The sequence below is a fragment of the Clostridiales bacterium genome (assembly GCA_025757645.1).
Classification (GTDB): domain Bacteria; phylum Bacillota; class Clostridia; order Oscillospirales; family Oscillospiraceae; genus CAG-103.
In genome coordinates this window covers 1,144,811-1,171,788 of record CP107216.1, presented here as the reverse complement: position 1 = coordinate 1,171,788, position 26,978 = coordinate 1,144,811, and the positions used below count along the sequence as shown (strand labels likewise).

The 26,978-nt window shown below is 63.2% G+C and carries 22 protein-coding genes and 3 tRNA genes; 8 read left to right on the top strand and 17 right to left on the bottom strand.

Annotated features, from left to right (window positions below):
* Positions 1-15: 15 nt before the first annotated feature.
* Together OGM61_05495 and OGM61_05490 are read left to right on the top strand one after the other, a co-directional pair.
* Positions 16-1,368 (top strand): CoA transferase, encoded by a 1,353-nt coding sequence (locus OGM61_05495; protein UYI85531.1) that lies wholly within the window; start codon positions 16-18, stop codon positions 1,366-1,368.
* A gap of 48 nt (positions 1,369-1,416) precedes the next feature.
* Positions 1,417-3,231, top strand: coding sequence for an FAD-dependent oxidoreductase (locus OGM61_05490; protein ID UYI85530.1), 1,815 nt, complete (start codon positions 1,417-1,419; stop codon positions 3,229-3,231).
* A gap of 111 nt (positions 3,232-3,342) precedes the next feature.
* Here the strand turns inward: OGM61_05490 and OGM61_05485 are convergent.
* A tRNA-Arg gene (locus OGM61_05485) sits at positions 3,343-3,419 on the bottom strand.
* A gap of 124 nt (positions 3,420-3,543) precedes the next feature.
* On the opposite strand from OGM61_05485, the gene OGM61_05480 reads away from it, so the two are divergent.
* The 5 genes from OGM61_05480 to OGM61_05460 are packed head-to-tail and all read left to right on the top strand — an operon-like array spanning position 3,544 to position 8,859.
* Positions 3,544-4,590: an FAD:protein FMN transferase gene (locus tag OGM61_05480; protein ID UYI85529.1), complete on the top strand. Its 1,047-nt coding sequence runs from the start codon at positions 3,544-3,546 to the stop codon at positions 4,588-4,590.
* Positions 4,590-5,126, top strand: a complete 537-nt coding sequence (locus tag OGM61_05475; GenBank protein ID UYI85528.1) for a DNA-3-methyladenine glycosylase — start codon at positions 4,590-4,592, stop codon at positions 5,124-5,126. The genes OGM61_05480 and OGM61_05475 overlap by 1 nt, the downstream gene beginning before the upstream one ends.
* Complete coding sequence (gene recG / locus OGM61_05470) at positions 5,123-7,180, top strand: ATP-dependent DNA helicase RecG (GenBank protein ID UYI85527.1); 2,058 nt, start codon at positions 5,123-5,125, stop codon at positions 7,178-7,180. The genes OGM61_05475 and recG overlap by 4 nt, the downstream gene beginning before the upstream one ends.
* A gap of 19 nt (positions 7,181-7,199) precedes the next feature.
* The gene (locus tag OGM61_05465; GenBank protein UYI85526.1) at positions 7,200-7,718 is read left to right on the top strand and encodes an HD domain-containing protein; all 519 of its coding nucleotides are present in this window, start codon (positions 7,200-7,202) and stop codon (positions 7,716-7,718) included.
* 37 nt (positions 7,719-7,755) lie between these two features.
* Positions 7,756-8,859 (top strand): hypothetical protein, encoded by a 1,104-nt coding sequence (locus OGM61_05460; GenBank protein ID UYI85525.1) that lies wholly within the window; start codon positions 7,756-7,758, stop codon positions 8,857-8,859.
* A gap of 55 nt (positions 8,860-8,914) precedes the next feature.
* Here the strand turns inward: OGM61_05460 and OGM61_05455 are convergent, their stop codons facing one another.
* The 11 genes from OGM61_05455 to OGM61_05405 all read right to left on the bottom strand — a co-directional run bounded on the left by OGM61_05455 (position 8,915) and on the right by OGM61_05405 (position 20,933).
* The gene (locus tag OGM61_05455; protein UYI85524.1) at positions 8,915-9,682 is read right to left on the bottom strand and encodes an alpha/beta hydrolase; all 768 of its coding nucleotides are present in this window, start codon (positions 9,680-9,682) and stop codon (positions 8,915-8,917) included.
* 266 nt (positions 9,683-9,948) lie between these two features.
* On the bottom strand, positions 9,949-10,374 hold the full coding sequence (locus OGM61_05450) for a flavodoxin (protein ID UYI85523.1): 426 nt from the start codon (positions 10,372-10,374) through the stop codon (positions 9,949-9,951).
* Complete coding sequence (locus tag OGM61_05445; GenBank protein ID UYI85522.1) at positions 10,371-10,964, bottom strand: DUF3793 family protein; 594 nt, start codon at positions 10,962-10,964, stop codon at positions 10,371-10,373. The genes OGM61_05450 and OGM61_05445 overlap by 4 nt, the downstream gene beginning before the upstream one ends.
* 205 nt (positions 10,965-11,169) lie before the next feature.
* Entirely contained in the window at positions 11,170-12,156 is a 987-nt protein-coding gene (locus OGM61_05440) for an AraC family transcriptional regulator (protein UYI85521.1), read from the bottom strand.
* A 163-nt stretch (positions 12,157-12,319) separates the two neighbouring features.
* Positions 12,320-12,395 (bottom strand) — tRNA-Thr (locus tag OGM61_05435).
* Positions 12,396-12,891: 496 nt separating this feature from the next.
* A complete protein-coding gene (radC, locus tag OGM61_05430; GenBank protein UYI85520.1) occupies positions 12,892-13,563 on the bottom strand; it encodes a DNA repair protein RadC in 672 nt (223 codons plus the stop codon).
* On the bottom strand, positions 13,550-14,578 hold the full coding sequence (gene tsaD / locus OGM61_05425; GenBank protein UYI85519.1) for a tRNA (adenosine(37)-N6)-threonylcarbamoyltransferase complex transferase subunit TsaD: 1,029 nt from the start codon (positions 14,576-14,578) through the stop codon (positions 13,550-13,552). The genes radC and tsaD overlap by 14 nt, the downstream gene beginning before the upstream one ends.
* Positions 14,575-15,033, bottom strand: coding sequence for a ribosomal protein S18-alanine N-acetyltransferase (gene rimI, locus OGM61_05420; protein ID UYI85518.1), 459 nt, complete (start codon positions 15,031-15,033; stop codon positions 14,575-14,577). Before rimI ends, tsaD begins: the two co-directional genes overlap by 4 nt.
* On the bottom strand, positions 15,033-17,594 hold the full coding sequence (polA, locus tag OGM61_05415; protein UYI85517.1) for a DNA polymerase I: 2,562 nt from the start codon (positions 17,592-17,594) through the stop codon (positions 15,033-15,035). The genes rimI and polA overlap by 1 nt, the downstream gene beginning before the upstream one ends.
* Positions 17,595-17,614: 20 nt before the next feature.
* Positions 17,615-19,576, bottom strand: coding sequence for an excinuclease ABC subunit UvrB (gene uvrB / locus OGM61_05410; GenBank protein ID UYI85516.1), 1,962 nt, complete (start codon positions 19,574-19,576; stop codon positions 17,615-17,617).
* A gap of 115 nt (positions 19,577-19,691) precedes the next feature.
* Positions 19,692-20,933 carry a sn-glycerol-1-phosphate dehydrogenase gene (locus OGM61_05405; GenBank protein ID UYI85515.1) on the bottom strand — a complete coding sequence of 414 codons (1,242 nt, stop codon included), beginning with the start codon at positions 20,931-20,933 and terminating at the stop codon, positions 19,692-19,694.
* 302 nt (positions 20,934-21,235) lie between these two features.
* On the opposite strand from OGM61_05405, the gene OGM61_05400 reads away from it, so the two are divergent.
* The gene (locus OGM61_05400; protein UYI85514.1) at positions 21,236-21,898 is read left to right on the top strand and encodes a phosphatase PAP2 family protein; all 663 of its coding nucleotides are present in this window, start codon (positions 21,236-21,238) and stop codon (positions 21,896-21,898) included.
* A 58-nt stretch (positions 21,899-21,956) separates the two neighbouring features.
* Here OGM61_05400 and OGM61_05395 read toward each other — a convergent pair whose 3' ends face one another.
* The 5 genes from OGM61_05395 to OGM61_05375 form a co-directional block, all read right to left on the bottom strand.
* Entirely contained in the window at positions 21,957-23,192 is a 1,236-nt protein-coding gene (locus OGM61_05395) for an iron-containing alcohol dehydrogenase (protein ID UYI85513.1), read from the bottom strand.
* Positions 23,193-23,312: 120 nt separating this feature from the next.
* Positions 23,313-24,710 (bottom strand): FAD-dependent oxidoreductase, encoded by a 1,398-nt coding sequence (locus OGM61_05390; protein ID UYI85512.1) that lies wholly within the window; start codon positions 24,708-24,710, stop codon positions 23,313-23,315.
* Positions 24,711-24,836: 126 nt separating this feature from the next.
* A tRNA-Gly gene (locus OGM61_05385) sits at positions 24,837-24,912 on the bottom strand.
* 79 nt (positions 24,913-24,991) lie between these two features.
* Positions 24,992-26,101: a hypothetical protein gene (locus tag OGM61_05380; GenBank protein ID UYI85511.1), complete on the bottom strand. Its 1,110-nt coding sequence runs from the start codon at positions 26,099-26,101 to the stop codon at positions 24,992-24,994.
* A gap of 12 nt (positions 26,102-26,113) precedes the next feature.
* A complete protein-coding gene (locus OGM61_05375) occupies positions 26,114-26,977 on the bottom strand; it encodes a YitT family protein (GenBank protein ID UYI85510.1) in 864 nt (287 codons plus the stop codon).
* Position 26,978: the final 1 nt, after the last annotated feature.

Below are 26,978 nucleotides of genomic sequence, written 5' to 3'. Positions count from 1 at the left end.
AAAGGAAACGCTACTATGTCGACGCATTATAAAGATTACTACGGCACCCATATGCCGTTCGGTCAGTTCCCGAAGTTCGGCGTTCTCTCGAGCGTGAAAGTGCTCATGACGGGCACGAACATCGCCGGCCCCTTCGCCGCGAGCATCATGGCCGAGATGGGCGCGCAGGTCGTGCAGGTCGAGTCCCCGAACATGCCCTGCCAGACCCGCGGCAACTACGGCTACTCGCAGGATCACCGCAACACGTACTCCATCACGCTCAACACCCGCACCGCCAAGGGCAAAGAGGTGCTCGAGAAGCTGATCGCGTGGGCGGACATCTGGATCGAGTCCGGCCGTCCCGGCACGTATGCCAAAAACGGCCTGAGCGACGAGCATATGTGGAAGATCAACCGCAAGCTCGCCATCGTCCACGTCTCCGGCTACGGCCAGACCGGCCCGGACAAGAACAAGGCGGCCTACGACGTCTCCGGCCAGGCCATGGGCGGCTACATGTACATGAACGGCACGAGCCCCACGTCTCCCCCGCTGAAGGTCAACCCGTACCTGTCCGACTATGCCACCGCCTACAACGCCTGCATCTGCGCGCTGTCCATCATGACCAACGCGCGCATCACCGGCGAGGGCGACGCATGCGACGTGTCGCAGTATGAGACAATGTTCCGCCTGCTGGGCAGCTACCCGGCCGAGTGGTTCAACAAGGGCTACCCCGGCCCGGGCGAGCCGGTCAAGTACCGCACCGGAAACGTCAGCGACATCGCGGCAGGCTTCTCGTTCTACGACTGCAAGGACGGAGGCACGATCTTCATCGGCATGGTCGGCGCCGGCAACACGAAAAAGGGCTACCCGCTCGTCGGTCTGCCCACGCCGGGCGACGGCACGGACCCCGACTTCCCCGAGGGCATGACGGGCTCGCTGAAGTCCCTGCCGCGCGGCCAGCGCATCGAGGCGGCCATCACGAAGTTCTGCGCCGAGCGCACCGTCGATGAGGTCGAGGCCATCATGAACAAGGCCGGCATCCCGAACCAGAAGGCCTTCGGCCCCGCGGACATCGAAAAGAGCGCGCAGTACGCCGCCCGCCACGACATCGCCACCTGGACCGACAGCGTCTACGGCGAGATGAAGGGCATCGGCATCACGAACAAATTCAAGAAGAACCCCGCGCAGATCGTCGCCTCCGCGCCGACGTTCGGCGAGCACAGCCGCGAGGTGCTGGAGTTCCTCGGCTACACGGAAGCGCAGATCGACGACATGTACGCCAAGGGCGTGACCGCGACCATGGATCCACGCGAGACAGCCATCCAGTGGCACCTCAAGGACTGGCAGTTCTTCTGGAGAGACGACCAGGCCGAAAAGCTGGATCTGTAAAAGCATCCTATAACCATATAACCATAAATCAAAACGGAGGTTCCAAATATGGCTAGTTACAATCCCGGAACCTACGAGGGCACCGGCCGCGGCTACGGCGGTAAGCTCATCGTCAGCGTGACGGTATCGGAAAACCGGATCGAATCCGTAAAAGTGACGCAGCACAAGGAATACCGCGGCATTGCCTGGGGCCTGAACACGACGCCGATAGAGCGCTACCCCAAGCTGATCGTGGAGTACCAGACGCTGAACATCCCCACGGTCGACGGCGCAGATCTGACGTGCGCCGCCATCCTCGACGCGACGGCGGCAGCACTCAAGGCTGCCGGTGCGTCCAAGGAGAACATTGCCGCGCTCAAGGCTGCTCCCGCCCCGAAGGCGCCGGAGTACCAGGATGAAGTGCGCACGGTCGACGTGGTCGTGTGCGGCGCGGGCGCAGGCGGTCTGGCCGCAGCCATTGAGGCGAAGCTGGCCGGCGCGGAAGTCGTCATCGTCGAAAAGCAGGGCATCACCGGCGGCGCCACCGCGAGAAGCGGCGGCAAGCTCCTCGGCGCCGGCACGAAGTGGCAGAAAAAGCAGGGCCTGTACGACAACACGGACATGGTCTACGACTACCTCATGGACGTCGGCAACCGCAACGGCAAGTTCATGGACGAGTCGAAAAACCGCTATCTGGTCGATCACCTCAACCAGACGCTCGACTGGCTCACCTCCATCGAGGCGACCGTGAAGGGCGACCCCGCGGAAGTGCTCGCAGAGCCGTGGCAGCCGCTGTCCAAGCCCGTGGAAAAGGACGGCGTGCTCAAGACGCACTTTGACGTGCTCGATGTCGAACCCATCCACGTCAGCCTGCAGCCGTGGCGCGTGCACAACTCCCCCGGCGGCGGCGGACAGACCAACGGCGAAGGCGGCGAGATCTCCACGCCCCTGACGCTGTACTATGAAAACGACCTCGGCGGCGAGATCATCTACGACACCGCCATGAACGAGATCCTCACGGACGAGGCGGGTGTCGTCACCGGCGTGACGTGCACGCGCAAGGGCGGCGCCAAGCTCACGCTCTACGCAAGAAAGGGCGTCATCCTTGCGACCGGCGGCTATGCCCGCAACAAGGAAATGGTCGCGCGCTACCCCGTCGCACATTACTTCAGCAACGTGCCGCATGGCAACGTCGGCGACGGTCTGACGGCCGCCGAGAAGATCGGCGCGCTCAACTACGAGCATCCCGCCGTGCAGGTCGTGTACACGAGCCTAACCTGCGGCATCGGCATCAACGACGAGTCCGGCCTCATCGTCAACGACCGCGGCGAGCGCGTCGTCAACGAGTGGAGCTATCAGTACACGGTCAGCGACGCCATCGCCCGCTCCGGCAGCAACTGCGGCTGGTACATCACCAGCGGCAAAGAGCCCTACGGCGGCGTGCAGTACGGTTACAAGTCCGCTGTCGCCGGCAAGTCCAAAGATCCCTGCGCCACCTCCATCGAGGGCCTGGCCAAGAAGATGGGCTGCGACCCGGCAACGCTGCAGGCGACCTATGACCGCTACTGCGAGCTGGTCGAAAAGGGTGTCGACGAAGACTTCGGCAAGCCGGCCGAGTTCCTGCACCCGATCAAGGGGCCCAAGTTCGTGGCCCTGCGCATGCACCCGTGCGTAACCGTCACGTTCGGCGGCCTCGAGACGGACGTCTCCGCGCGCGTCATGAAGCCCGACGGCTCCGTGATCCCGCACCTGTACGCCGCGGGCGAAGTTGCCGGCACCGGCATGTACGGCACGCAGTACCCGACCTGCGGCACGTCGATCGGCAGCGCCCTGTTCTATGGACGCATCGCCGGCCGCGCCGTCACCGATCAGGCTTTGCTGTAATCCCCCCCTTACAGCATCTCAGATACGCAAGCGCCTCAGAGTCAAACTCTGAGGCGCTTGTCATTATGCACGATATGAAAAAGGAAGCATCCGGTTCGGATGCTTCCTTTGTGGTACGCCCGAGCGGATTCGAACCGCTGGCCTACAGAGTCGGAGTCTGTCACTCTATCCAGCTGAGCTACGGGCGCATATTCAGCAGGAGATATTATAGCAAAGTCCGGACAAAATGTAAAGCAGGATTTTCTGTTCCCATTTGACGGTGGATATGCTATACTGGTCGCAAGAAACCTGTATCGGAAGGACACACCCTCTATGAACCATAAACGCCTGCATACCCGCCTGCTCGCACTGCTGCTGTGCTGTGCGCTCGTGCTGCCGCTGAGCGCCTGCGGCGAGGACAAAAGCACCACGCAGCAGATCTTTGCCATGGACACCGTCATGGACCTGACCGCCTACGGCAAGAAGGCCGACGACGGCATCAACGCCGCCATCAGCATCATCAACAGCATGGACACGCTGCTCGACCCGGAAAACGAGCGCAGCAAGACCTATGAGATCAACCACGCCATGGGCGGCTCCGTCGTCGTCAACGAGCAGATCGCCAAGATGCTGCGCACGGCGCAGACGGTATACGAGCGCTCGGACGGCGCGCTCGACCTGACGACCTACCCCCTGAGCAAGCTCTGGGGCTTCATCGACCAGAACTACCGCGTGCCGTCGGACGCGGAGATCGAGCGTCTGCTCCCGTGCGTGGACATGAGCAAGGTACAGCTCTCGAGCACGGACGACAGCGCAAACTCGCTCGTGACCATGCCGGCGGACATGTCGCTGAGCTTCGGCGCGGTGGCCAAGGGCTGTGCGTCGGACTATGCCATTCAGGCCATGCGCGCCGCCGGCGTCACGAGCGGCGTGGTGTCCCTCGGCGGCAACGTGCAGACGCTCGGCAAAAAGCCGGACGGCAGCGACTGGAACATCGCCGTGCAGGATCCGAACGACACCGGCAGCTATCTCGGCTACCTCACCGTGGGCGAGACGGCCGTCATCACCTCCGGCAGCTACCAGCGCTTTTTCACCGAGGGCGGGCAGAAATACCACCACATCCTCTCCCCCAAGACCGGGCTGCCGGTGAACAACGGCCTGCTGTCTGTGACGATCGTGTGCGAGGACGGCACCATGGCCGACTGCCTGTCGACCGCGATGTTCGTGCTCGGGCCGCAGGCAGCGCTCAACTACTGGCGCACCTACGGCGGGTTTGAGATGGTGCTCGTCAAGTCCGACGGCCATGTCATCCTCACCAACGGCCTGTACGGAAAATTCACGCCCAACGGCGACAACTATGTCGTCCAGTATGAAAGCTGATGGATAGGAAACTGCAAGATCGGGAATTTTTCCGGCGCGACGTACTCTGCGTCGCGCCGGACCTGGTTGGGCGCATTCTGGTGCGCCGGCTGCCGGACGGCACGCTGCTGCGTGCGCGCATCACGGAGACGGAAGCCTACCGCGGCGCGCAGGACACGGCCTGTCATGCCTGTCACGGGCGCACAAAGCGCACGGAGGTGCTCTATCACGACGGCGGCACGATCTACGTCTACCTCTGCTACGGCATGCACTGGATGCTCAACATCGTGACCGGGCACGTGGACGAGCCGCAGGCCGTGCTCATCCGCGCGTGCGCAGACGGCGCGAACGGCCCCGGCAAGCTGACCAGGCGACTGCAGATCGACAAGGCGTTCAACGACGGCGATATCACAACCTGCCCGGAACTCTGGATCGAGGACGACGGGCGGCACTTCGCGCTCGAGACCGATACGCGCGTCGGCATCGGCTATGCCGCGCCCGAGGATCAGGCGCGGCTCTGGCGCTGGAAATGCGGCGCACAGGAGGATTGCACATGACCTACACACCGGACACCCCACTCGAGGCGCTGGCCGGCATCGGGCCGAAAAAAGCGCAGGCATTTCAAAAGCTCGGCGTGGCGACGCTGCGCGATCTGGCGGGATTATACCCCCGCCGGTACGAGGACCGGACGCAGTTTCGCACGATCGCGGACGCACAGCCCGGCGAGGCCGTGTGCATCCGCGCCGCGGTCGCGGCCGAGCCGCGCGCGCAGTATGTCCGCAGCGGGCTCACGCTCGTCAAGGTGCGCATCGCGGACGACACCGGCGCGCTGGACGTGACCTACTTCAACCAGCCCTACCGCAAAAACAATCTGCACGCGGGCGAAACGTACATTTTCTACGGCAAGGTGGAAGCCAACGGCTTTCGCAAGACGATGACGAACCCCGTCTGCGAGCAGGCGGCGCGCTGCGGCAGCGTGACCAACTGCTTTTACCCGGTCTACCCGCTGACGACCGGCGTGACGCAAAACGACATCCGCAAGGCCATGACGCCCGCGCTGCACGCCTGCATCGGGCAGCTGCAGGACGTGATCCCGGCGGACATTGCGCGCACCTATCACCTCGCACAGCAGGACTATGCCCTGCAGAACATCCACCAGCCGGCCGATGCGCAGGCGCTCGACACAGCGCGCAAGCGGCTGGTGTTCGAGGAGCTGTTCGTGCTCTCGACCGCCATGGCGCGCATCCGCTCGCAGCGGCGCGCCGAGGGCGGCATCCGTATGAAAGCCGCCGACCTCGAGACATTTTACCGCACGCTCCCCTTCTCGCCCACCGGGGCGCAGCAGCGCGCCGTCGCCGCCGCCGTGCAGGATATGATCTCCGGCGTGCCGATGAGCCGCCTCGTGCAGGGCGACGTCGGCTCGGGCAAGACGCTCGTCGCCGCGGCGTGCATCTGGTTTGCGCACGAAAACGACTGCCAGAGCGCCTTCATGGCGCCGACGGAGATCCTCACCGAGCAGCATGAACACACGCTGCGTACACTGCTCGAGCCGTTCGGCATCCGCGTCGGCCGGCTGACGGGCGCAATGACCGCGCGGCAGAAGCGTGAAGTAAAAGAGGCGCTCGCCGGCGGCCTGCTCGACGTCGTCGTCGGCACACACGCGCTCATCAGCGACTCGGTGACGTTTTTCCGTCTCGGTCTCGTCATCACGGACGAGCAGCACCGCTTCGGCGTCGAGCAGCGCGCCGCGCTTGTGCGCAAGGGCGAGCAGCCGCACACGCTCGTCATGAGCGCGACGCCCATCCCGCGCACACTGGCACTGCTGGTGTACGGCGATCTGGACGTGTCGATCATCGACGAGCTGCCGCCCGGCCGCCAGCCGGTGCAGACCGTGTGCGTGGACGAGCGCTACCGCGCGCGGCTCAACGCCTTCATCGACAAGCTCATCGGCGAGGGGCGGCAGGTGTTCGTCGTCTGCCCGAAGGTGGAGGAGACAGACGACGTTCCGTCCGATCTCAAGTCCGCCGAAGAGCACGCGCAGGTGCTGCAGCGGACGTTTCCGCAGCACCGCGTGGCCTGCATCCACGGCCGCATGAAGGCCAAAGACAAGGACGCCTGCATGGCCGCCTTCGCCGCCGGAGAGACGGACATTCTCGTCTCGACGACGGTCATTGAGGTCGGCGTGGACGTGCCGAACGCGGCGCTCATGATCATCGAAAACGCCGAGCGCTTCGGCCTCTCGCAGCTGCACCAGCTGCGCGGGCGCATCGGGCGTGGGCCGTTTCAGTCATACTGCGTGCTCGTGTCGGACGCGCACACGGACGAAGCGCGCGCGCGCCTGAAGGTGCTGTGCGACACGGCCGACGGCTTTCAGATCGCGGAGGCCGACCTGCGCCAGCGCGGCCCGGGCGACTTCTTCGGCAACCGGCAGCACGGTCTGCCGGCGCTGCACATTGCCGACCTCGGCACGAACATGACCGCCGTCAACGACGCGCGCGACGCGGCCCGCACGGTGCTCGCCGCCGACCCGACGCTCTCCGCGCCCGAGCACGCGGCGCTGCGCGCCCAGTGCGCACGGCTCTTCGCCGCCAACGACGGGCATTTTAACTGACATCCAACGGAGGCATCCCATGACCATCGCACAAATTCTCAGCAAAATGATTGCCGCATCCAATGGCAATATCCACGACATTGACCACCTCCTGCGCGTCTGGGCCTACGCCCGCACGATCGGCGAATTGGAGGGGCTGGACGCGGAGACGCAGTATCTTCTGGAGGTCGCCGCCATCACGCACGACATTGCCTGCCCGCTCTGCCGCGAGAAATACGGCAACACCAACGGAAAATATCAGGAGCAGGAAGGCGCTGTGCTGGTGCGCAGCTTTCTGGCCGACACCGGCATGACGGAGGCGCAGATCGCGCGCGTGGCCTACCTTGTGGGCCATCACCACACGCTGCGGAACATTCACGGCCCGGACTACCAGATCCTCATCGAAGCCGACTACATCGCAAACGCATCCGAAAACGGATACAGCAAGCAGAGCGTCATGCACTTCATGGACACGGTCATGAAAACCGCGAGCGGCAAATGCCTCGCCGCCTCTGTTCTGGGCATTTCCGCAAGTAACCTCGGCTGCGCCGGCCGCTGACGGCGAGCACGCTACGAAACACACAGGAGGCAACGGTATGAAAATCCTGCTTTTGAGCTGCAGCACCGGCGAGGGGCACAACCACTGCGCGCTCGCCGTCAAGGAGGCGCTCGACGCGCGCGGACACGAGACATCCTTCCTCGATATGCTGCACATGTTCGGCGCCCCCGGGCCGCTGAGCTTTGACAAAATCCTCAACCGCATCTCGACCAAGGCGCCGGACGTGTTCGGCATGATGTACCACGCGGGTGCGATGTACAGCGCGACCGGCGTCACCTCGCCGGTCTACATGGCCAACATCCGCCACGCACGGCAGCTCAACGCCTACATCCGCGACAACGGTTACGACGCCGTTGTCTGCTCGCACCTGTTCCCGATGGAAACGCTCACGTTCCTGCGCCGGTGGGAGCGCTGCGAGGTGAAATGCTGCGGCATCCTCTCGGATTATACGTGCATCCCGTTTCTCGCCGAGACCGACCTCGACGCTTACTTTCTGCCGCACAGCGAGGTGCGGGAGCTGTGCATTCAGGCCGGGATGCCGGCCGAAAAGCTCATCGTGTCCGGCATGCCGGTGGCGGCGCGCTTTCTCGCGCCGATGGACAAGGCCGCCGCGCGCGCCGCGCTGGGACTGCCGGCAGACAAAAAGATCTACCTCATCATGACCGGCGGCATCGGCTGCGGCGACGCCGTGTCGCTGTGCGACGCGATCCGCCGCGTGCCGGATGAAAACGCGCTGCTGTGCGTGCTACCCGGCCGGAACGAGGCGCTGCGGCAGGCGCTCGAGGACGCTTATCATGGGCAGGGCGTGCTGACCGTGCCGTTCACGGATCAGGTGCCGGCCTATATGCACGCGGCCGACGTGCTGCTGAGCAAGGCCGGCGGCATCTCCAGCTCCGAGGCCGCCATGCTGGGCGTGCCGCTCGTGCACACGATGGCCATCCCCGGTGTGGAGACGGAAAACGCCGCGTTCTTCGCGCGCCACGGCCTGTCGTTTTTCGCGCGCAGCGTGGACGAGGCGGCGCGCTTTGCCGACAGGCTCATCTATGACCCGGCATGTGCCGAACGTATGCTGGCCGCGCAGGCCGCCTGGCTGCCGCGCAACGGCGCAGAGCAGATTGCCGCTGCCGTCACGGCACAATGAAAAGCGAAAACAGCGCCCTGTGCGGGAAAACGTTCCTGTACAGGGCGCTGATTCTTTAGATATCGCTTCCGTCCAGCTCGAGCGTCTCGGCCAGCCGCGCGGCAAAAGCTTCCGGCTGCCCGGCGACAAACTCCGCGTGCGCGCAGTCCGGAAACGCGACGAACGCCGTCTCCGGCAGCAGGCGGCGCACATGGCGGATGTTCAGTGCACGCTGGAAATATTCCTTGCTCCCATACCAGTACGACACACGCGCCGCCGTTTGCAGGCGCTTCGGCAGCGGATAGTGGAAACAGGAGTCAAACACGCGCCAGACATCGCGCCGGTCCATCCGCCCCAAGATCATGCAGACATCCTCCACCGCCGCCTGACCGAAGCGCTGCGCCGGAAACGCCCGGCGGATCAGCGCCAGGTGCCGCTGCGCAAACCGGATGACGAGATAGTTGCGCAGGGAAAAGCCCCGCGTCAGCCACCGCGGCGCGCGGTACGGCGTGATGGCCGCGTCGAGCACACACGTGCGCACCGCCACCTTCCCGTCTGCCAGCAGCCGCAGCGCGACCGCACCGCCCATGGACACGCCGTACAGCCCCCAGAGCGCGCTGATGCCCCGCTGCTCCAGCCAGTCGCCCAGTTCGGCCGCGATGGCCTCCACGCTCGTGTAGGGCGTCTTTTCGTCCGGGTCATGCGCCGGCAGCGCCGGTATGATGAGATGGTACTGCGTCTGCAGCCGCTCTGCCGCCGGCTGGAACATCCGCCAGCTCAGGCAGGCGCTGTGCAGCAGCAGGACAGTCTTTTCGTGTTCGGTTCCGAATTCATGTATGCGCATGGACGTCCCTCCCGGATTTGCATTCTGAATTATGATAGGCAGATATGCGCCGCGTTGTCAAGCGCGGGCAGCAAAAAAATCGTCCGCCCGGAAGGGGAATCCGGCGGACGATTCTTTGTTGGGGACAGCGGTCACGCACAGGCAAAGTGCGTGGTGTCACACCGCTGCAGGGAATGGGGGAAGAGAAGAGAGGTGAGGTGATTTGGCTTGATGCGTCTGTTGTTGGTATCGGTAACCGGAGAGATTCCGGGTACGATCGGAAGAAATTAACCGACGAGCGCCTTGCCGAGCGCCTGGCAGGCCGCGAGGGCCGCGTCATCGGGCGCTTCGTTGCAGATCACGCTGTCGCACGCGAGCTGGATACCGGAGCTGCGGCAGTCGCGCTCCCAGTTGTGCATCCACTCGCCGCCGCCCCAGCCGTAAGAGCCGAACAGGGCGACACGTTTGCCTTTCAGGCTGGACTTGCAGCCGTCGAACATCGGCTCGAACTCCATGTCCTCCAGAACTTCAGAGCCCATGGCCGGGCAGCCGAGCGCCACGGCGTCATATCCGCCGACGGCGGAACCATCCACATCGGAGGCGGTCAGAAGCACCGCGTCCGCGCCGGCACTTTTCATGCCCTCGAGCACGGCGTTGGCCATGGCCTCGGTGTTGCCGGTGCCGCTCCAATAGATGACTGCTGCTTTTTTCATGATGGTAACATCCTTTCATTTTGTGCTGTATTTCGCTGCTGCACGTTCACGGCGAGCTGCGCAATGCTCGAGCCAGCGTGCAGACGTTGGCAATAAATCTCCGTGCACCGCTGGTATTTTGCAAAGAGGTCGCGCGCCCGCTGCTCGTCGCCGTACACCTTCCAGAGGCCGGCGTACTTGAAATCAGCCGCGTGGTGCTCGATGAATCCTTTGACGTCTTCCGGCGGATAGCTCAGAAACAGGCCGATCTCGTGGGGGAATTCGTCGTACGCGCGCAGCCGCTCGATGAGCTTCATCAGGCACTGCTCGCTGCTGCCGCAGACATAGCCTGCGTGCCGCAGGATCTCTGCTGCCAACTGGTCCTGCAGATCCCGCTCCAGATCGCGTGGGCGGTACAGATACAGCAGCGCGCTCTTGTCCGTGAATCGCAGCGGGAGGAGGCAGAGTCCTTTGGGAACCAGCACCTGGTTATACTGGCGGATCTCCATGAGCAAAGTCTCCCGGTTTTCATACGGACAGGGGAACAGGCTGCCGGTCTTGATCCCGGCCAGTGTCGGCGCGCAGAGCCGTACGACGTTTTCCTCCGACATGGCTTGCCTCCTTATCTGTGGTTGTTTACCGGTTTTCGCGCAGTGAGCAATGCTGCGCGATTGATAGTTAAAGTTGCCTAACTCATGTGTGAAAAGCTGCGCGTTTCGTTGCTTTCTGATGCTATGATACTGCATGATACACCCGGCATCCGCTCCAAATCATCGGAACATGGCTCCAAAATGAAAAATGTCGTCCGCCCCACCGTCAGACCGCCGGCGCCTCCGGCGCGCAGCTGTCGCAGTCGATGCCGCTGCGGTAGGCGTTGGGCGAGACGCCGATGACATCCCGGAACGCTTTGGCGAACTTGCTGCCGTTATCATACCCAAACTGGCCGGCAATATCCAGCACCGTGCGGTCGGTCTGCCGCAGGAGCCGGGCAGCGCCATGCATTTTCTGCGCGCGCAGAAACGCCGCCGGCGACATGCCGTACACGCCGCGAAAGCTGCTGTTGATGAGCGTGGCCGAGGCGCCGAAGCGCTGCGAGAGCTCCGCGACCGTCAGCCGCCGCTCCGTGTTCTCGAGCAGATATGCGCCGATCTGCTCGGCGAGCTGCACCTGCGACTGGGGGTAACTGTGCTGCGGCTGGGCCGCCTGCACGGGGAACGCGCTCAAAAACAGCAGCAGCTCCAGGATCTTGACTTTGAAATAGCCCTTGCGGATGGCCTCCGGCACGGAGTAGAGCTCGGCAAAAATGTGCGCCACGCCCTGTGACGAGCGCGTGACAAAGCAGGCTGAGTCCGCGCAGAATTTTTCGATGAGTGCGCTCGGCCGCACCTCAACATCCTCGAGAAAGCACGACAGGCAGTCCGGTGCGCGTGCCGGGTCGATCGACACCGTGATGCCGTGGTAGTGCCCGGTTGGGAAGCGCGCCGGGGCCGCTGCCGCCGAGCGCTGCACGATCGCCAGATCGCCCGGCGAAAGGAAAAAGCACGCGTCGCCATACGGGTAGGCGATGCGCCCCTCGCGGCAGTGGTGGATCTCCAGACAGCCGGGCGCGCGTGTGCGCTGCATGGCGCAGGCCGTGGCGTGCACGTCGTGATACACGATCTCAATGCCCGGGAAAACCGGGTAGACCGTCTGCACCACTTCCCCATCGGCGCCGCCGAGACGATAGACCGTGTGCTCGGCATCCTGATGCAGCACCGTCGCCAGTGTGTCCGCGAAAGTTTCGTTTTGTTTTGCTGTGGCCATTGCGCCGCACCTCCCGTTTTTAGTTAGATGTATCTAATTTAGTAGGAAAATAAAAGCGCCGTTCCAAACGGCTCTATGTATACTTTATTATACCGTGCCCCTGCCGCCGCGTCAAGCGGCAGAGTACAAAAATGCCCTGCGGCCAAAGACCACAGGGCGTTTCTGGAGCTAGTGATGTGACTCGAACACACGACCTGCTGATTACGAATCAGCTGCTCTACCGACTGAGCTACACTAGCACATTTCTTACAGCTTGCACATTCTATCACATGTCTCAATGGATGTCAACAAAAAAGTTCGACGATTACTATTTGTTTTCATGCATGAAAAAATGTCGCATTTCTGCACAAGTTGTCGATTTTTTTCGCTTCCTGTCAGTTGTGCAGAATTTGCACTGTTACACCCCCCCGAAAAACACGCGCTGTTTCAGGCTTTCCCGCCCGCGGAGAAGATCAAAGTTCTTACATTTCCGTGACAATATGTTTACATAACTTTTTGCCGACTTCCTGTTTGCTGTGAGTTATCAACATTTTCAACCGACTTTTCAACACCGGATTTTCTTTTCTATTTCAAGTGTTTGCTCCGATTCTGCATAAATAAGGAAACGGTGGAAACGGACTTTGTGGATTTCGCAAAAACCGATTTTGTTACCATAACACAAATCTCTCGCAGCCGCGAGAGATTTGAAAAAAAGCTTGACAGGCAAAATGCAAGATTTGTGCCGCTGGTGATGATTCAGAGCAGGCCGCTGTCGGCAAACGACACATAATCCTCGCCGCAGACGATGATATGATCCGCGAGCGTGATTCCTACGAGCAAAAGTGCGTCCCGGATGCGGCGCGTCGTGAGCTCATCCTCGCGCGACGGCAGCGCATAAGCGTCCACATGGTTGTGGCTGAGGATGACGGACACCGCCTTCTGCGACAGGGCCGTCTCGACGATGGCGCGCACGGACACTTCTGCGGCATTGACCACGCCGCGGCCGACCTCCTTACAGCTGATGAGGCCGCACTTGGCGTCCAGACACAGGAGGTAGACGACCTCCGTACGCTCATACAGGTACAGCGGCACGAGATAGTTCCCGGCGTCCTCGCTCGAGCGCAGGATCGTCTGCTGGCGGCGCTTGGCCATCTGGTACCGGCGACCGACCTGCGGGATGAGCGTGAGGAGCGTGGCCACGTTCTCCCCCACGCCGGGCACGCGCATCATGTCCTCGCAGCTTGCCTCAAAGACCGCGTCGAGCGTGCCGAAATGATCCAGCAGCGCGTGCGCGAGCTCGTTGACATCGCGCCGCGGCACGGCGTAAAACAGCAGCAGCTCGAGCACGCTGTGGTCATCGAAATTATCGAGCCCATTGCGCACGAAGCGCGCCTTCATACGGGCGCGGTGGCCGTCATGCACGCCCATAAAACGGCACCTCGGAGATCTCCATATTGGCCCAGGCGTTGAGTTCGCTGCCGGCGCGCGCGCCGCGCAGATACTCATAATACGCCTGGCAGCCGATCATGGCGGCATTGTCGCCGCAGAGCTTCAGCGGCGGGACGAACAGGCGGATGCCGGCCGCGTCACACGCGGCCTGAAAATCTCCGCGGATGCGGGAATTGGCCGCGACGCCGCCCGCCACGGCGAGCTTGTCATAGCCGAGCTCGCGGACCGCCGCCATCGTGCGCGGCACGAGGCTCTCGCTCATGGCGCGGCAGAACGACGCGGCGAGCGAGGGCTTATCGAGCGGCTCGCCCTTCTGCTCCGCCGTGTGGGCAAGGTTGATGACGGCCGTTTTCAGACCGCTGAAGCTCATGTCATACGGGCAGCCGTCCACGTGGCCGATGGGGAGCTTGTACTTCCGGTCGTCGCCGGTCTTGGACAGGTCGTCGATGGGCTTGCCGCCGGGGTATGGCAGGCCGAGCACACGCGCGGTCTTGTCAAAACACTCGCCGGCCGCATCGTCGCGCGTGGCGCCGAGGATGCGCAGGTCGGTATAGTCGCGCACGTCGCAGATGAGCGTGTTGCCGCCCGAAATAGCCAGGCACACGAACGGCGGCTTCAGCTCCGGGTAGGCGATGTAGTTGGCCGCGATGTGGCCGCGCACATGGTGCACCGGGATGAGCGGCACGCCGAGCGCGAGCGCGGCGGACTTGGCAAAGTTCACGCCGACGAGCAGCGCGCCGATGAGCCCCGGCGCGCAGGTGACGGCCACGGCGTCGATGTCACCGCGGGTCAGACCGGTCACTGCCAGCGCGCGGTCGGCCAGCTGGGAGATGACCTCCACGTGCGAGCGCGAGGCGATCTCGGGCACGACGCCGCCGTAAATGGCGTGCAGGTCAGCCTGGGAAAAGACCTGATCGGTCAGCACCTCGCGCCCGTCGCGCACAACGGCGACGGCCGTCTCGTCACAGGAGGATTCAATCGCAAGAATAATCATATCGTCTCTGCCTCTCTCCGGAACCAGGTCATGAGGAGCGCGTCCTCGTCCGGCTTCTGATAGTAATTTCGGCGCTGACCGACGGTCTGAAACCCGTGCTTGCGGTACAGCGCGATGGCGGGCGCATTGGATGCGCGCACCTCCAGCGTCAGGAATGCGAGATCGAGCGCCGCCGCCCGCGCGCACAGCGCGTCGAGCAGCGCGTCCGCGATGCCCTGCCGCCGGTGCTCCGGCGCAACGGCGACATTGCCGATGTCGCCCTCATCGAGCACGTGCAGAAAGTTTGCGTAGCCGAGCACCGTCTCCCCCGCAGCCGCGATGAGAAACACGTGCCGGTCGTCCGGCAGCTGGCCGGCCAGCTGCGCGCGCGTCCAAGGCGCGGAAAAGCACGCGCGCTCGAGCGCGGCGAGCTGCGGCAGGTGCGCCGCCGCGGCGTCGCAGATCGTGTAGTCCATCAGTGCGCCTCCGCCCAGCTCGCGCCGATCTTTGCGTCCACGAGCAGCGGCACGCGGTAATCGACCACGTGCTCCATCTCCTCGATGAGGATGGCGCGGACCGTTTCGGCCTCCGCCGCCGGACACTCGACGATGAGCTCGTCGTGCACCTGCAGCAGGAGCTTTGCCTCCAGTCCTTCGGCGCGCATACGCGCGTCCACACGCACCATGGCAGCCTTGATGATATCCGCCGCCGTGCCCTGAATGGGCATATTGAGCGCCACGCGCTCGCCAAAGCTGCGGAGGTTGAAATTCGACGATCTCAGCTCCGGCAGGTCGCGCCGGCGGCCGAAAAGCGTCGTGACGTAACCGTCGGCCTTCGCCTGCTCGACAATGCGCTTCATATAGTCGCGCACGCCGTGGTACTTGGCAAAATAGCTGTCCATATACGCCTTGGCCTCGCTCTGGAACACGCCGATATCCTGCGCGAGGCTGAAGGCCGAAATGCCGTAGACAATGCCAAAATTGACGGCCTTGGCGTGTGAGCGCTGCAGCGGCGTAACCTCGTCGAGCGGCACGCCGAACACCTGCGACGCCGTGACGGCGTGGATGTCCTCCCCGCTGCGGAAGGCCGCGATCATGGTCTCATCATCGGCAATATGCGCCAGCAGGCGCAGCTCGATCTGACTGTAGTCCGCGTCGACGAGCACCTTGCCGGGCGAGGCCACGAACATGTTGCGGATCTGCGCGCCGAGCTCGCGGCGCACGGGGATGTTCTGCAGGTTCGGCTCGGTGGACGACAGGCGTCCTGTCGCCGTGACGGTCATCTGGAAGTTCGTGTGGATGCGCCCGTCGGCCGAGATCTCCTTGAGCAGCCCGTCGGCATAGGTGGACTTGAGCTTCGTGAGCATGCGGTAGTCGAGGATCTGGTCAATGATCGGGTGCTTGCCGCGCAGCTTTTCGAGCACGGCGGCATTCGTGCTCCAGCCGGTCTTGGTCTTTTTCCCGGCCGGGAGCATGAGCTGGTCAAACAGCACGTGGCCGAGCTGCTTCGGCGACTGGATATTGAACGGCTCGCCCGCGCAGGCCCAAATGCTCTGCTGCAGTTGCTCGATGGCGCTCGTGAGGCTCTCGCCGAAATCATACAGCGCCTTGCGGTCCACGAGAAAGCCCGTGTGCTCCATGCGCGCCAGCACCGGGCACAGCGGCAGCTCGATGTCCGTATAGAGCGGCAGCATGCCGAGCGCGTCCATCTTTTCCAGCAGCACCGGCTGCAGCGCCCAGACGGTCTGCGCATCCGGCGCTTCCCCGCCGAGATACGCCTGCGCGAGACGCGGGAGATCATAGTTCCCGGCCGTGGCGTCGAGTAGATAGGCCGCCAGCGCCGTGTCAAACACGAACCCGTCCGTCGGCAGGCCCTCGGCGAGCAGCGCGCGCATGAGGTCTTTGATGTTGTGGCCCGCTTTATGCACGCGGTCAGAAAACAGCAGACGCAGAAATGCATTGTAATCATCGCCGAGCTGCGCCCACGCGAGCGCATAGCACGCCTTGCCGTCGCAGAGCGTGAGCGCGTCGAGCCCTTCTGGCGCGAGCACCGCGACATACGGTGCCGCCGTGACCGCCTGCTCGAGCGTGTGCAGCGCGGCGCTGTCCGTCACGTCGACGGTCGGCAGGGGCGGCAGCGCATTTTCCGGCGCGGCCGCGCCGTCAGCCGGCTGCAGCCCCCACTTTTCCGAGAGCTTCAAAAAGCCCAGCCGCCGGAACCAGTCATAGAGCTCGGGGCGGTAGTCCCGATCCCAGACGGCGGATTCGGGCGCGAAATCAATGGGCGCGTCCGTGCGGATGGTGGCGAGGTCGAACGACAGCTGCGCGCTCTCGCGCCCTTCCGTGAGCTTTTTGCGCACGCCGGGCTTGATGTCCAGCGTGTCGAGATCGCGGTAAATATCCGCCACCGTGCCGAAGCGCACGAGCAGATCCTTCGCCGTCTTTTCGCCGATGCCGGGCACGCCGGGAATGTTGTCCGAGCTGTCGCCCATGAGCGTCTTGAGGTCGATCATGTGGATGGGGTCGAAGCCGTACTCGGCGCGGAAGACTTCGGGCGTGTATTCGATCGTCTCCGTCTGGCCCATGCGGGTCTTGACATGGCAGACATGGGTGGTATCCGTGATGAGCTGGAGGCTGTCCTTGTCGCCGGTGACGATCTCGCACGCCCAGCCGGCGGCCTCGCAGCGTTTGGCGACCGTGCCGAGCAGGTCGTCCGCCTCCCACCCGGCCAGCTCCAGCCGCCGGATGCCCATGTGGTCGAGCGTCTGCTTGAGCAGCGGCATCTGCACGACGAGCTCCTCCGGCATGGGCTTGCGCTGGGCCTTATAGGGCGCGTACTGCTCGTGACGGAACGTCGGCGCGTGCACGTCGAACGCCACGCACACCGCCTGCGGCTGCTCGAGCTCGAGAATGCGCTGGAAAATGGTCAGAAAGCCGTAGACCGCGTTCGTCGGCGTGCCGTCGGGCGCGTTGAGCATGCGGATGCCGTAAAAGGCGCGGTTGACGATGCTGTTGCCGTCGAGAATCATGAGTTTCATTTGGGTGTCCTCCTTGCACGTCACTGGCCGCGCAGCTCAATGAGCCGGTCGCGCAGCACGGCGGCGTACTCGTATTCGAGCATTTCGGCCGCCTTTTTCATCTGCGCCTCGAGCCGCGCGATCTCGGCCCGGCGCTCGGCCTCCGTCATCTTCACGCCGTCGGCGCGTTTGGGCACCTCGACGTCGCTCGAAATTTCAAGCAGTTCGCGCACGCTCTTGACGATCGTTTTCGGCACGATACCGTGCGCCTGATTGTACGCCGCCTGCTTGGCGCGGCGGCGGTTCGTCTCCAGGATGGCCGCGTGCATGGCGGCCGTCTCCTGATCGGCGTACATGATGACCGTGCCCTCGGCGTTGCGCGCCGCGCGGCCGATCGTCTGGATGAGACTCGTCTCGCTGCGCAGGAAGCCCTCCTTGTCCGCATCAAGGATCGCCACGAGCGACACCTCCGGCAGATCAAGCCCCTCGCGCAGGAGGTTGATGCCGACGAGCACGTCAAACGCACCGGTGCGCAGGTCGCGGATGATCTCCATGCGCTCGATCGCGCCGATGTCGTGGTGCAGATAACGGCAGCGGATGCCCGCATTCGTGAGGTAGGCCGAGAGATCCTCGGCCATTTTCTTCGTGAGCGTCGTCACGAGCGTGCGCTCGTTTTTGGCGATGCGCGCGTTGATCTCGCCGATGAGGTCGTCGATCTGTCCCTCAATGGGCCGCACGAAGATCTGCGGGTCGAGCAGGCCGGTCGGCCGGATGATCTGCTCGGCGATCTGGCCCGCGTGCTCACGCTCATAGTCGCCCGGCGTGGCCGAGACGTAGATGGCCTGATGCACCCGCTGCTCGAACTCCTCAAACTTCAGCGGGCGGTTGTCATACGCGCTCGGCAGGCGGAAGCCGTACTCGACGAGCGAGTCCTTGCGCGCACGGTCGCCGCGGTACATGGCGCGCACCTGCGGCAGCGTGACGTGGCTCTCGTCGACGAAGAGCAGAAAGTCCTTCGGGAAATAGTCCAGCAGCGTCATCGGCGCGCTGCCGGGGGCACGGCCGCTGATGATGCGCGAATAGTTCTCGATGCCGGAGCAGTAGCCAAGCTCCTGCATCATCTCAATGTCATAGTCCGTGCGCTGGCGAATGCGCTGCGCCTCGAGGAGCTTGCCCTGCTGCTCGAACGTTTTCACGCGCGCGTCGCACTCGGCGCGGATCTCGCTGATGGCGCGCTCCATCTTCTCGTGCGTCGTGACGTAGTGCGACGCGGGATAGATCGCCACGTGGCTGAGCGTGCGGATGGGCGCGCCGGTGACGACGTTGATGTCCGAAATGCGGTCGATCTCGTCGCCGAAGAACTCCACGCGCACGGCATGGTCCGAGGAATAGGCCGGGAAAATGTCGATCGTATCGCCGCGGACGCGGAACATATTGCGCGCGAAGGCAATGTCGTTGCGCTCGTAGCGGATGTCGATGAGCTTGCGCATGAGCTCCTCCGGGTCGCGCTGCTGGCCGGTGCGCAGGGAGATGACCATGTTGGCGTAGTCGATCGGGTCGCCGAGGCCGTAGATGCAGGACACGGACGAGACGACGATCACGTCCCGCCGCTCAAACAGGCTCGACGTGGCCGAGTGGCGCAGGCGCTCGATCTCATCGTTGATGGAGGCGTCCTTTTCAATGAACGTGTCCGTGTGCGGGATGTACGCCTCCGGCTGGTAGTAGTCGTAGTAGGAGACAAAATACTCCACGGCGTTGTTCGGGAAAAACTCCTTGAACTCGCTGCACAGCTGCGCCGCGAGGATCTTGTTGTGCGCGAGCACGAGCGTCGGCCGCTGGACGCGCTCGATGACCTTGGCCATCGTGTACGTCTTGCCGGAGCCGGTCACGCCGAGCAGCACCTGCTCGTCGATGCCGTTTTCCAGCCCCTGCACGAGCGTGTCGATCGCCTCGGGCTGGTCGCCCGACGGCTCGTAGGGCGAAACAACTTCAAAATCCGGCACGAAACGGCCTCCCTTCGTGAAAAATCAAATCAGAATATTATACCACCATCCGCCTTGTTTCACAAGCGGAAAACGCCCGGAAGCAGTGGCTTCCGGGCGCACAACATGTCTGCAATTATTCGCCGAAATCGAGCACGCGGCGCATGCGGATGAGCGTCAGGCGGTTGCGGATGGCCGCCGAAACGCTGAGCATGTCCTCCGACAGGGCCGGATCGATACCGATCTGCTCGGGCTTGTAGAACGCGCCGAGCTTCTCGCACAGCGCGGCCAGCTCCTCGGCCGAGGGGATCTCGGCGATGATGGCGCGGATCTCGTCCCAGTGGTCGACGATGTTCTGCGCATCGAACGTACCGAGCACGTCATTTTCGTTCTCCTTCATGATGCCGTCGGCGAGCGGGCCGAACTTCTCGTCCACCCACGCGCGGCTCAGCGGCTCAAAGGGCTTGGCCTTCGGCGTCGGGAGCGAGGCGAGGTAGTGGTACTCCTTCGCGCACAGGTACGTGCCCACGCCGACGCACTGGCCGTGCATGCCGTGCGCATTTTCAAACCGCGGCGGCTTCATCTCCACCAGATGCGCCATCAGGTGCTCGGCGCCGGAGGCGGCGCGGGAGTGGTTGAGCAGCTGCATGGTCAGGCCGGAGATCATCTGCGCCATGGTCATGGCCTCAAAGTCCGGCTTGCCGCCGGCCGCCATATCGTCGGCCGCCTTGCGCATGATGGTCAGCGCCTCCTGCGCGAGGTCGGCGACCATCGGGCAGTAATACTCGCCCGAGACGAGGTGCGCGATCTTCCAGTCCGCGAGGGAAATGTACTTGGCCAGAATGTCCGAAATGCCGCTCACGGTCAGCCACAGGGGCGCGCCGGAGACGACGTTCAGGTCGCAGACGACGAGCGCCGCCGCCTGCATGGGGATGGACTTTTTCTGTCCGTCAATGATGATCGAGCAGATGTTGGCCGTGAAGCCGTCGGAGCTCGCCAGCGTCGGTACGGCGACGAACGGGATGCCGAGGTGGTAGGCCGGGTAGCGGCCGAAGTCCATGATCGTGCCCGAGCCGACCGCGACGATGACGTCCGGATGGTCAAGCTGGCGCATCATGTCCTCGATCATGCCCTTTTCGGAGTGCAGGCCCTCGGCGTTGAGGACGATCTCCTGGTCGGCGCGCACGTGCCTGAGCGTCGGGAGGTTGTAGGTGTTCGTATCGTAAATGACGGCGCGCTTGCCGCTCAGGCCGACCTCGTCCATGTACTGGTCGAACTTGTCGAGCGCATTATACTCCACGACGACCTTCTTCGTCTCCAGTGTGTGCTCGCGGCCGCAGCGACACGGGCCGACATATTTGCTGCAATCGAGAATCATGCAAACATCGCTCCTATTCCAGATAGAATTTTTCCTTACCAGCATATTGATTTTTCCCGGCAAAGTCAAGCCCTCCGGCCGGATATCGCGCCCAAAACGCAGAAAACATTCTATTTTCGTTTTCATTGAAAAACATTCATCCAAAATTTTAAGGGTCGATGCCGCCGGTAACGGTTGCAAAATCCATGCGCACGGTGTAAGATTGCAAAGTCGCTTTACAGAGATTTTAAATCCTTTTTACACTCTGGCGAACTTTTTCGTCTTTTCTATAGATATTCTTTGTACCTGGACGGTGATTTCTTATGGAACTGACTGCGATCGCGCAGTGGCTCAACACCGCGTTTGCGGGCTATGACTACGCCATTTTGCAGGCGCTGCACAATCTGGCCGAAGCGGTCGGCGGCTTCTTCACGCCGCTGTGCCGGGCCATCACGCTGCTGGGCGAGAAGGGCATCCTCTTTCTCGTGCTCGGCATCGTGCTGATGCTGTTTCCAAAAACGCGCAAGGCGGGCATCTGCATGTTCGGTGCCGTGTGCTGCGGCGCGCTCATCACGAACTTCTGGCTCAAGGACTTTGTCGCCCGGCCGCGTCCGCTGACGGTAGAGCCCTTCCGCACCTGGTGGCAGGCCGCCGGCGCGTATGCCGAGAGCGAGTACTCCTTCCCCTCCGGCCATGTGACGGCCGCGATGGCCGGCGTGACCGCGCTCGTGCTCACAGGCAAAAAGCCCGCGCGCTGGTGGGCCTATCTGTTCGTGGCAGCGATGGGCGTGGCGCGCAACTATCTCATGGCGCACTACCCGTCCGACGTGCTCGGCGGGATGATCGTGGGGCTGATCGCCGCCGCGATCGCTTATGCGATCACGCTGCTGATCTACCGCATCGTGTCGGCGCACCCGGACAATCGCTTCTGCCGCTTTGTACTCCACGGCGGCATCGGCAGGAAAAAAGAGCGGCAGACCGCATGAGCCTGCCGGACAAGAAAGCCCGCTTCGCACGGCCATGCGAAGCGGGCTTTTTTTGTTCTTATGCCTCGGCGGGCGGGTTCTCCGCAGCCTTGGCGCGGATGGTATCGATGACCTTGCGGCAGCGCGCGGCATTGTACACGACCGGCACCGGATAGTTCGGGTTGGCCTCGGCCAGCGCCCAGGTGATGATCTGCGGGATGTCCTCTTCCTGAATGAAGTCAAAGCCCTTCGGGATGCCCATGCGCTCGTTCATGGCATAGATCTCCGCGATGAAGGCCTGCGCCTTCTCGGCATCCGTGCCGTCGGCCTTGACGCCGGCGATCTCGCACAGGCGCGCGAGCTTCGGATACACGGCCTCACCGTAGTCCTCGAGGACGATCGGCAGGATGACCGCGTTTGCCAGACCGTGCGGCGTGTTGTACAGGCCGCCGAGCGTGTGCGCGATGGCGTGCACGTTGCCGACGCCGGCGCGGGAGAAGGCAAAGCCGGCCTTGAAGGCGGCGATCATCATGTTCTCGCGGACCTTAAGATCCTCGCCGTGCTGGTATGCCAGCTCGAGATTATCGAAGATGAGCTTGACGGCCTCTTCGGCGAGGCGCAGGCTCTCCTTGGTGTTATACGTCCAGCTGATGTACGCCTCAATCGCGTGCGTGAGCGCGTCCATGCCGGTGGTCGCGGTCGTGCGCGGCGGCAGGCCGACAGTCAGCTCCGGGTCAAGGATGGCATACAGCGGCATGAGCTTGAGATCCATGAGCGCGTACTTGTGGTGCGTTTCGCTGTCGGTGATGACGGCGGCGATCGTCGTCTCGCTGCCGGTGCCCGACGTCGTCGGAATGGCGACGATGGGCGGCACGGTCTTGCCGACGCGCATGACGCCGGCCATATCGTCGCAGCTCTTTTTCGGGCAGGCGACGCGGGCGGCCGCGCCCTTCGTGGCGTCCATCGGGCTGCCGCCGCCGAGGGCGACGAAGCCGCTGCAGCCGGTGTCCGTGTACTGCGTGCGGATCTTCTCGACCGTGTTCACCGAGGGGTTGGCCTCGACCTCACTGAACACCTCGTAAGGCATGCCGGCGTCCTCAAGCGCGGCAAACAGCTTCGGCCCGAGCGACTTGACCACGTGCGAGCCGGTGACGACCATGACCTTCGTCACGCCGCACTTACCCAGCACATCCGGCACCTGCCGGATGCAGCCGGCGCCGGAGATCACGATCGGCTTGCGCCAGTGCAGGCAGCGCATGCCAATGTCAAACACCTGCTGATAAGTACGGTAATATGCTTTTTTCAGTCCATCCATAAACGATTCCTTCCCTCCGCCGGGGCGGATATATCCGTTTTCCATCCCTCTTATAGTACCGGATCACAGGAATTTGTCAAGCATTTTTGTGCAGAAACTGACAAAGCCTCCCGCTGCGGATCAGAGCATCCCGGCGAGCTTGCGGCCCATGAGCACGCCCATGGCCGAGGCCATCATCAGGCCGCGCGTCCAGCCGGAGGAATCGCCCAGGCAGTGCAGGCCGGGCACGTTCGTGTTCAGGTCGGCGTCCATGGCGATGCGGTTGCTGTAGAACTTCAGCTCCGGAGAGTACAGCAGCGTCTCATAGGCGGCAAAGCCGGGCACGACCTCGTCCATGGCCTTGATGAAGTTGATGATATTGAGCATGGCGCGGTACGGCATGGCGGACGTGATGTCGCCCGCGACGGCGTCCGGCAGCGTGGGGCGGACGTTCGACTGCATGAGCTCCTTCTGCCAGGTGCGCTTGCCGTCGAGGATATCGCCGAAGCGCTGCACCATGATGTGGCCCGCGCCGAGCATATTCGTCAGCTCGCCGACCTTCTGCGCGTAGGCGATCGGCTGGTTGAACGGCACGGAGAAGTTGTGCGAGCAGAGGATGGCCACGTTCGTGTTGGGCGACTTGAGCTCCTTGTAAGCATGGCCGTTGACGACGGCGAGGTCGTTATCATAGTTCTCCTGCGACACAAAGCCGCCGGGGTTCTGGCAGAACGTGCGCACCTTGTTCTTGAACGGGGCCGGGTAGCCGATGAGCTTGGACTCGTACAGCACGCGGTTGACCGACTCCATGATCTCGTTGCGCACCTCGACGCGCACGCCGATATCGACCGTGCCGGGCTTGTGCTCCACGCCGTTCTCGAGGCAGACCTTCTCCAGCCAGTCGGCGCCGCGGCGGCCGGTGGCGATGACGGTGTGCCTGGCCTCGATGGTGTAGTCCTGGTGCCCATCGTGCGCCACGACGCCGCAGCAGCGGCCGTCGCGCAGGATGACGTCCTCGCACGTGCAGCCGAAGAGCATCTCCACCCCGTGGTCGCGCAGGTAGTTTTCGATGCCGAGGTAGACCTCGTGCGCCTTTTCCGTGCCGAGGTGGCGGATCGGGCAGTCGACCAGACGCAGACCCGCGCGGATGGCGCGCGTGCGGATGCGCTTGACCTCCTCCGTGTTCTCAAGGCCCTCAACGTGCGCATCGGCGCCGAACTCGAGGTAAATGCTGTCGGCGTAATTGATGATCTCCTGCGCCTGCCGCTCGCCGACGAGCGTGGGCAAGTCACCGCCGACATCGCTGCACAGCGAGAGCTTGCCGTCCGAGAACGCGCCCGCGCCGGAGAAACCGGTCGTGATGTGGCAATACGGCTTGCAGTTCATGCACCGGCCAGTCTTGGCCTTCGGGCAGCGGCGGTTTTCAATGGCCTGCCCCTGCTCAATCATGACGATCTTTTCCGGGGAGCCGCGGCGCAGCAGCTCCAGCGCCGTGAAGATTCCGGCAGGGCCCGCACCGACAATGACAACATCTGCGTTCATGAAGGTTCCTCCTTAGATTGTGTTTTCTTTCTCTGGATCTGACCAAAAACGCGCTGCTGAGCGCAGCAAAGCACAGCAAAAACACCGCACTGTGTGCGGTGTTTTTGCTGTGTGTGGTTCTCGATCTGGAGCGGGCAACGAGATTCGAACTCGCTACCTCCACCTTGGCAAGGTGGCGCTCTGCCAAATGAGCTATGCCCGCATTTCGTGAATGCAAGCGTTATTTTACCACAAAAAGCCGACTTGTCAAGCCTTTTTTGATCTTTTTTGCGAATCCGGCGTTACAGCTTCTGTCCCTCGCGCCAGATGAACGACTGCGCCGCGCAGGCCGGGCAGCCCTCCGCGTCCCACTGATAGGTGCTGCGCATGCTCTCATCGCTGCGCAGCCACAGCGTCTCCGACTGCATGGACAGATCCAGATGATAGTAATTGCCGCCGACCTGCACGATGTTCCAGCAGCGATCCGTCCCCTGGAAGCGGCCGCTGACGACCTGGCACGGGATGTTCAGCGCGTCGCAGACCGCCTTGTAGGCCATGGCCAGACCGTAACTGTCGGCAGAACCGTTCACGAGCGCATCATACGCCGTGCTCACGGGCGAGATCCGCTGCTCGCAGGCGCGCATGACGACGAGCGCCGCCTGCAGCGGTGTCTCCTGCTCGCCTGTCGTGAGCGCAGACGTAAGCGTGCGCACGCGGCCGTCGAGCTGGGTGCGGCGGTCATTGACCGCGGATTCGCTGACACTGTACTGCAGCGTGATGCCGAAGATCTTCTGGCTGTTGCTGCTGCCGCTGTAGACCGTCACGTCGATGCTCGGGAAATCCACAACGAGCTGCGGCTGGTTCAGGCACGCCGAGCGCACGAGCGCGGCCACATCGTCCGTTTCGAGCGTGCTGGTGCTGATCTGGATGGCAAACTGCGTCTTTTGCCGGTCGAGCGCATCGACCACGCAGTCGAGGATGCTCTTTTGCGTCTGGGCGCTGTAAATGGAGCGCACCTCGCTCTCCGGCCGGTTGTAGGTGATGGTGATGCTCGCCTCGCAGTAGGCGATCACCTGCTCGGTCTCATAGCTGACGCTCTCGATACAGTACGCGCCGATGGCAGTGCCGGTGCGCAGCTCCTCACAGGCGGCGGCCAGATCGTCGGCAATGATGCCGTCATAGTCGCCGAAGGCCAGCACGAACGAGCGCTCGTACTGCGCCGCCATGGTATTGAGCGCGCGCATGAGACCCGCATAATTGCGGATCTGCGTCGTGTCGGCATCCGTCAGGAGGTTCGACGGCTCCTCATACGGGCGCACCGACAGATATTCCTTGTCAAACACGGACGTGCATCCGCACAGCGACACCAGCAGTGCCGCCAGCAGGATGCCGGCGATGCAGCGTTTGTGCATACCCCGCTCCTTTCAATCGTCGCCGTAGATGTTTCCAAAGCCGCGGCCAAAGACTTCCTTGGCCTCGGACACGATGACAAATGCGTGCTCGTCCACCGAGCGCACGACCTCGCGCAGCTGGGCGATCTCCGGCCGCTTGACCACGCAGAGGATGACCTGCATTTCCTTGCCGGACCACGCGCCCTCGCCGCGCAGCAGCGTGACGCCGCGGCCCATCGTGCAGGTGATGGCGCTCTTGATGGCGTTGACGTTGTTCGTGATGATGTAGCACACCTCCGACACGCCGGGGCCGTAGAGCACAAGGTTGACGACCTTCGAGCTGATGAACATCTCGATCATGGTGTACATGCAGCTGTCGTACTTTTTGAACAGGAAGGCAAACGTCAGCACGACCACGACGTTCATGCCGAACAGCAGCGTGCCGAAGTTGATGTACGGATAGCGCCGGCGCAGCATCTTGGCCACGATGTCCGTGCCGCCGCCGGTCGTGCCGGTGGTATAGATCAGGCCGTAGCCCGCACCGTTGAGCACGCCGCCGTAAACTGCGCCGAGCATCGGCTCGTCCGTCACGACAAGGCCGGTCAGCGCGAGCGCGTCGATGAGCACGGAGATGAGCGCCATGACGCACAGCGCCAGAACGAGCCGGCGCGTGCCGAGGCGGTGCCGCCAGCCGAGATAGAAAATGGGGATGTTGATAAGGATCGACAGCACGCCGACGGGGATGCCGGTCAGCAGGCGGATGATCTGGGCGATGCCGGTCACGCCGCCGGAGACGATGCTGTTCGGGAATGTAAAGAACTGGAACGCCGCGGCCACGAGCGCCGAACCGACGACCAGCTTCATATAATCAAAAGCGGAAAAGCGATGCAGATCCATA

What these genes read in the sequence shown, in the direction of transcription:
- radC (UYI85520.1), bottom strand. Translation starts at nt 13,563, where the DNA reads ATGGGCGTGCATGACGGCCACCGCGCCCGTATGAAGGCGCGCTTCGTG.
- OGM61_05490 (UYI85530.1), top strand. Translation starts at nt 1,417, where the DNA reads ATGGCTAGTTACAATCCCGGAACCTACGAGGGCACCGGCCGCGGCTAC.
- OGM61_05405 (UYI85515.1), bottom strand. Translation starts at nt 20,933, where the DNA reads ATGATTCTCGATTGCAGCAAATATGTCGGCCCGTGTCGCTGCGGCCGC.
- OGM61_05390 (UYI85512.1), bottom strand. Translation starts at nt 24,710, where the DNA reads ATGAACGCAGATGTTGTCATTGTCGGTGCGGGCCCTGCCGGAATCTTC.
- OGM61_05380 (UYI85511.1), bottom strand. Translation starts at nt 26,101, where the DNA reads ATGCACAAACGCTGCATCGCCGGCATCCTGCTGGCGGCACTGCTGGTG.
- rimI (UYI85518.1), bottom strand. Translation starts at nt 15,033, where the DNA reads ATGGACTACACGATCTGCGACGCCGCGGCGGCGCACCTGCCGCAGCTC.
- OGM61_05400 (UYI85514.1), top strand. Translation starts at nt 21,236, where the DNA reads ATGGAACTGACTGCGATCGCGCAGTGGCTCAACACCGCGTTTGCGGGC.
- OGM61_05375 (UYI85510.1), bottom strand. Translation starts at nt 26,977, where the DNA reads ATGGATCTGCATCGCTTTTCCGCTTTTGATTATATGAAGCTGGTCGTC.
- OGM61_05475 (UYI85528.1), top strand. Translation starts at nt 4,590, where the DNA reads ATGGATAGGAAACTGCAAGATCGGGAATTTTTCCGGCGCGACGTACTC.
- OGM61_05495 (UYI85531.1), top strand. Translation starts at nt 16, where the DNA reads ATGTCGACGCATTATAAAGATTACTACGGCACCCATATGCCGTTCGGT.
- polA (UYI85517.1), bottom strand. Translation starts at nt 17,594, where the DNA reads ATGAAACTCATGATTCTCGACGGCAACAGCATCGTCAACCGCGCCTTT.
- OGM61_05450 (UYI85523.1), bottom strand. Translation starts at nt 10,374, where the DNA reads ATGAAAAAAGCAGCAGTCATCTATTGGAGCGGCACCGGCAACACCGAG.
- recG (UYI85527.1), top strand. Translation starts at nt 5,123, where the DNA reads ATGACCTACACACCGGACACCCCACTCGAGGCGCTGGCCGGCATCGGG.
- OGM61_05440 (UYI85521.1), bottom strand. Translation starts at nt 12,156, where the DNA reads ATGGCCACAGCAAAACAAAACGAAACTTTCGCGGACACACTGGCGACG.
- tsaD (UYI85519.1), bottom strand. Translation starts at nt 14,578, where the DNA reads ATGATTATTCTTGCGATTGAATCCTCCTGTGACGAGACGGCCGTCGCC.
- OGM61_05395 (UYI85513.1), bottom strand. Translation starts at nt 23,192, where the DNA reads ATGGATGGACTGAAAAAAGCATATTACCGTACTTATCAGCAGGTGTTT.
- OGM61_05480 (UYI85529.1), top strand. Translation starts at nt 3,544, where the DNA reads ATGAACCATAAACGCCTGCATACCCGCCTGCTCGCACTGCTGCTGTGC.
- OGM61_05465 (UYI85526.1), top strand. Translation starts at nt 7,200, where the DNA reads ATGACCATCGCACAAATTCTCAGCAAAATGATTGCCGCATCCAATGGC.
- OGM61_05460 (UYI85525.1), top strand. Translation starts at nt 7,756, where the DNA reads ATGAAAATCCTGCTTTTGAGCTGCAGCACCGGCGAGGGGCACAACCAC.
- OGM61_05455 (UYI85524.1), bottom strand. Translation starts at nt 9,682, where the DNA reads ATGCGCATACATGAATTCGGAACCGAACACGAAAAGACTGTCCTGCTG.
- OGM61_05445 (UYI85522.1), bottom strand. Translation starts at nt 10,964, where the DNA reads ATGTCGGAGGAAAACGTCGTACGGCTCTGCGCGCCGACACTGGCCGGG.